Raw genomic sequence first — 4,253 nt, forward strand, 5'->3', positions numbered from 1 at the left:
GGGTTCGGGGAAACCCCCATGTCACGGGGGTTGGATGGGGCTACTCTCGTGCGCGCGGGGACGGGGCAGCAGGCCGGCGGGCCGGGCCCTCAGAGCTGGGGTCGCGCCCAGCTCGGTCCCCGCGTCAGCGCGCAGAGTGTGCCGTCGGGCCGCCCTTGCGCTCAGGCAGCCGGCGGTAGCGGGCTACCGGGCCACCCGCAGTCGAGTGCGCCTTGTCGTGAGCCCACTTCTTCCACTTCGGCGAGCTCTTCGCCTTGGCCATGAACAGGCTTGTCGCCACTGGGCCCGGCTCGCGAAGCCGCGGGGATGGTCAGGCACAGCGTTCATCACCTCCGGGGCGCGAGGGCGCGCGGTAGAGCCGGTCAGGACGTGCCCGTGGTGCGCCTGCGTGGCGACTGCCGGCGGCGCGGGGGCGGCTGGGGGCGGCGCCGGGCGCCCGGGTTCGGCCGCCGGTGTGGCGCGGCTTCCCTCTCGGCCTCCCGGCTGGCGGCCTGCCGCTGCCGCATCCGGGCCTGATGTCGCTGATGGGCGGCGCGATACTCCGGGGTTGACGTCTGCCCTCGGGACAGTCTGCGGCGGTGTGCCTGCGCGAGACGTTCGTCGCGGCTGGCGGCTTCCTGCTCACGCTGGTGTCGGGCTTGGGCGCGGGCCCGGTCGACGTCACCGCCGAGGCCACTGTTCAACGCGCGGGTCCGCTGGACGTCGCGGTGCTGCCGGTGCGCCTGGGCTGCGGCGCCGAGGGTGGTCCGCGGCGGGGCGTTGCGGTCGCGGACACCGACGCGGACGGGGCCGATGCGGACGCTGCGGTCCTGCTGGCCGCCGCCGTGGGTGGCCCAGTAATGGCGGAGGCCGGCGGCGATCGCGGCCCGTGCGGCGACGGAGGCGGGACGGCGGGCCATCAGCGGTCCTCCCTGGTCAGAACAGTGTTGACTTCCTCTCCGCCCTGAAGGGCGGAGATTCCCGTCTGCTACGCCCCGGTTGGGGTGAGCTTCGGGTGGGTTCCCGCTTCGCCGCGCGGTGCCGGCACGAATGCCGGTCTTACCCGCACAGCCCTTCACCCCCGGCCTGAAGGCCGGAGCACTGGGCCGCAACTTGGTAGCACTTCGTGCACAGGCCCGTACGGTTGCGCGCGCCAAGGGGCGCTTCGCAGCCGTCGCCCGAGCAGGTACGATCGGTCACGTCGACTCCAACCAGTCGGCCATGCCCCGGGAGTGTTTGCGGCACTCGCCGGGGTCTTTTATTCGCTTATGCGTTCGATCCTACACGAAAAAGTCAGCGGAAGAACTCGCGGAAAGCCTCCGCCAATGCTGCCTGGAGGGCTCCCGGAGGAACCGCGTCCGTGATGTATTTGGCTTGCCTTCCAGGTAGGTGGCGATAGGTCAGATTCTGGTGCTGGATAGCGCCGTACGGCTGCCCGTATGCTACGGTCACGCTGTGGTCGGTCATGGTCATCTTTCCGGTCCGCAACAGATGCCCCTCCCGCAACGGCACGATCGCCTGAGACCGGGCCAGCCACTGATGCCCAGCCTTCTGCAACGCCCTGCGGCGCACGATCGGGATCCGGGCCAGCACCCGGGTCCCGCGCCAGTCCGCACGGACCCGGAAACCGCTGGACGCCATCAGCGACGCCGCTTCGCCGCGAGCGCGGCGAGACTCGGCGGCATCGCCGCCGCCTTCACCTTCGGCATCTCAAATTGCAGACGCAGCCTGGCTTCCCGCGCCTGCGGGCTACGCGCGCCATAAGCTGCGACCGCACCGCCGAGGGCATTCGCGAGCGGCGCATGCGCCTTGCGCCTCTCCCGGCCCAACGACTCGACCTCAGCCTGACCCCCGAAGTGCCGAGCCTGCACCTCCGCGTGCCGCGCACGCCTCGCCGTCGAACCCTCGTACAACTCCTCGGTGTCCCGAACCGCCGCCGCTTTGGTCTTGTGAGGCTGGCTGGCCCACGCGTCGGCATGAACGTCCGTGACCCGCCAGTGGCCACGCCATTTCGTCAGCTCATACCGACCGTCCGCCGTCCGATTCCCGTTCCATCCCGGGTCGCCGGCACCGTTGCTCGGGGCGTCGTGGAGACGCATCGCGTGATGGGCCCACGCGCCGGCCTTCGACCGCAGGTGCATGCCCTTCTTGCCGTGCCGGCGACGGCCGATCCACGCGCCGAGCGCCTCCGGGTCGTGGACGTTGGGATCGGCGCGGAGCTTCGCCATCAGCGCGGCACCGCGAGGGGCGGGCTTCTTCACAGCAGCTCCTACACGGCGCGTTCGACGGTCTCGCCGGGTCGGCGGACCTGCTCCCGGGATGAGTAGCGCAGTAGCTGCGGGTTCGCGGCGAGGAACGCCCGCAGGTCACCCTGCCGGCGGCGCACCTCGTCTCGGGCCCGGCGGAGTGCGGCCGGGTCGGCGCCGGACTCCTGCGCGGCCACGAGGGCACGCTTCGCGGCGCGGATCTTCCGTTCGTGGGCGCGCTGCTTCTGGGTGGCAGCGTAGCCCTCGGGGTCCGGTCGGGCCGGTTCCATCGCCTCGACCACGCCCCGCGAGGACACGGGCAGCAGCCCATGCCGGCAGTTCGGGTGACCGAAGCCCCTCTCGTACGCCTGCTCGATGGTCGCGTACACCCGCACGCCGCGCGGCGGCTTCGCCCCGTCACGGATCGACAACACCTTGCCCTCGAAAGGCCGGCACTTCTCGCATTCGTAGGGGATGTTCGGCACGGCGACGCAGGTGATGCCCTGCGCCCGGTAGGTGTCGAGAGCGCCGGCGATGGTCGCGCGGGCGAACGCGGCGCGCATCGCCATCTCCGCGTAGGACTCGATACGCCACCTGCGTCCGGCCTTGTCCGTGAACCCGCTGACACCCTCCTCCGCGAACCGGGCGAGGGCCCGCTGCGATGCTTCCAGCCGTGTCGCCTGGCCCGCCAGCGCGGGCGCGTGCACCTCGGCGACGATCCGCCGGTAGATGTCGTCCACCCCGCGCAAAATCTGGGGGTGGAACTCGCGGATCAGTCGGTCGGCGAGGTCGTCACGCAGCGGCGGGCGGATCGGCAACGCCCTGCCCCGGCCCCCGGGCGGCTCCCGGCGGGGTTTCTGGTCGACGTCCAAGCGACGCAGGCGGGCCAGCTCGCGGGCGGCCTCGTCAGCGCCGATCTGCCATGCCTCTTCGACGAGCGCGGGCATCTCCCGGCGGAGCTGTGCGTCCAGTCGGGCGAGGAGGCGTTGCGCGGCCCGGCGGAGCGCGCCACGTTTTCCCAGGGCGGCGCCGAGGCTGCCCTGCCCGCGGCCGACCGCGCGGGAGATCTTGGCGACCAGGCCGAGCTCAAGGTCTTCGTAGGCGCGGCGGATCTGCTCGCCGAGGTGGGACGCGTCGTCCGGGGTGGGGGCCATCCGACCCCCAGGGTTCTATTTGCCGCGGCTGCGCAGCCAGGCATCTTCCCGGCTGTAGCCCGGATCGCCAGGCTTGAGGATCACTATCGCGTCGCCGATCGCTGTCTTGCCGTCGCCGACGGTTCGGGGGGCGCGGATCGATCCGTCAGGGAGCCGTGTAGGGAGCATGCCGCGCATCCTAGACCAGGGTGTCGAGGAACTCTCCGAGTTCCCGGCCCAACGTTTCGGCCTGTTCGTCGAGCCCGGTTTTGCCGTTGGGTGCGCCGAGCCCTTGGGCGATTTTCTGGGCACGGTCCGGGTCGTACCGGTGGGCCATCCACTGGGCGTAGCCCTCCGCGAACGCCTCCCGCTGACCGACCCCGTTCGTCTGCGTGAAATACCAATAAAAAAGATCATGCCATTTTGCTTCGGCTATGATCGGCCAGACCGGCAGCCTACGGTTCTGCGACGGGAACCCCAGTGCATGATCTAACGCATGGGCGGCCTCGTGCTGGGCTGTGGACGCTGATCCGCCGTCGATTGTGCCGATCGCGGCCACCCGGGGGGTGGTGATGTACAGGCCGAGGGTGTCAACGTACTTGGTGCCCCACACCCGGTCGATCAGATCCTGCCGGTTGTGGGCCCGGTACACGTCGGCCGTCCGGCCTCGGGCGATGAGGATCCCACCGCCGTCGACCTCGGCGAAGTGGCGGGCGAGGCGCCGCTGATGGTCGGCGGGCATCGCGTCCAGGTCGATCAGTGCCTGCTGTACGGCGGGATCGTCGCGGTCCTTGACTCGGAGCCGGTCGCCGTAGACGCCACGGAGGCGCTGTTCGGCCTGTTCCCATTCGTGCGGGGTGCGGCCAGCGCGGTGCCGGCCTTCCCTGCGGCGGCC

The 4,253-nt window shown here is 71.0% G+C and carries 6 protein-coding genes; all 6 read right to left on the reverse strand.

Going from position 1 to position 4,253, the window contains the following annotated elements; all coding sequences use genetic code 11:
• Positions 1 to 362 precede the first annotated feature (362 nt).
• On the reverse strand, positions 363 to 899 hold the full coding sequence (locus AC08OO_RS21610) for a hypothetical protein (protein WP_476618977.1): 537 nt from the start codon (positions 897 to 899) through the stop codon (positions 363 to 365).
• Positions 900 to 1,272: 373 nt separating this feature from the next.
• Positions 1,273 to 1,620 carry a hypothetical protein gene (locus AC08OO_RS21615; protein WP_476618978.1) on the reverse strand — a complete coding sequence of 116 codons (348 nt, stop codon included), beginning with the start codon at positions 1,618 to 1,620 and terminating at the stop codon, positions 1,273 to 1,275.
• Positions 1,620 to 2,240 carry a hypothetical protein gene (locus AC08OO_RS21620; protein WP_476618979.1) on the reverse strand — a complete coding sequence of 207 codons (621 nt, stop codon included), beginning with the start codon at positions 2,238 to 2,240 and terminating at the stop codon, positions 1,620 to 1,622. The genes AC08OO_RS21615 and AC08OO_RS21620 overlap by 1 nt, the downstream gene beginning before the upstream one ends.
• Positions 2,241 to 2,248: 8 nt before the next feature.
• A complete protein-coding gene (locus AC08OO_RS21625) occupies positions 2,249 to 3,379 on the reverse strand; it encodes a phage minor capsid protein (RefSeq protein ID WP_476618980.1) in 1,131 nt (376 codons plus the stop codon).
• A gap of 15 nt (positions 3,380 to 3,394) precedes the next feature.
• Positions 3,395 to 3,547, reverse strand: a complete 153-nt coding sequence (locus AC08OO_RS21630; protein ID WP_476618981.1) for a hypothetical protein — start codon at positions 3,545 to 3,547, stop codon at positions 3,395 to 3,397.
• 10 nt (positions 3,548 to 3,557) lie between these two features.
• On the reverse strand, positions 3,558 to 4,253 hold a 696-nt coding region (locus AC08OO_RS21635; RefSeq protein ID WP_476618982.1), incomplete at its 5' end, for a hypothetical protein.

The sequence above is a fragment of the Frankia sp. CeCAU1 genome (genome assembly GCF_977971845.1).